This window comes from Burkholderia sp. SIMBA_051, from assembly GCF_046534915.1.
GTDB classification, from domain to species: domain Bacteria; phylum Pseudomonadota; class Gammaproteobacteria; order Burkholderiales; family Burkholderiaceae; genus Burkholderia; species Burkholderia ambifaria.
In genome coordinates this window covers 1-233 of record NZ_JAWRXS010000951.1, presented here as the reverse complement: position 1 = coordinate 233, position 233 = coordinate 1, and the positions used below count along the sequence as shown (strand labels likewise).

Below are 233 nucleotides of genomic sequence, written 5' to 3'. Positions count from 1 at the left end.
ATCCGCGAGGATAGCCGGAATCACGCCGCCCATCCGCAGCAGATGCAGCTCCAGTTGCGTTTCGACAGCGGCGGTGGCCTGCAAGGCCTGTTCGCCGCCGTCGGCGCGCAGCAGCCGCACGGCGACCGGCTGGCGCGGCGCCAGGCGCTGCGGCGGGCAATCGATCTCGAAGCGGTCGCCCGGCTGGATCGCCAGGCGGTGCGGCGTGACGCCCGCCGGCAGGCGCAGCGGCA

General features: G+C 74.2%; 1 protein-coding gene. It reads right to left on the bottom strand.

The window, feature by feature from the left end; genetic code table 11:
- Window positions 1–233: hypothetical protein (locus tag SB771_RS37305; RefSeq protein WP_410722318.1), on the bottom strand; the 233-nt coding region annotated here is incomplete at both ends.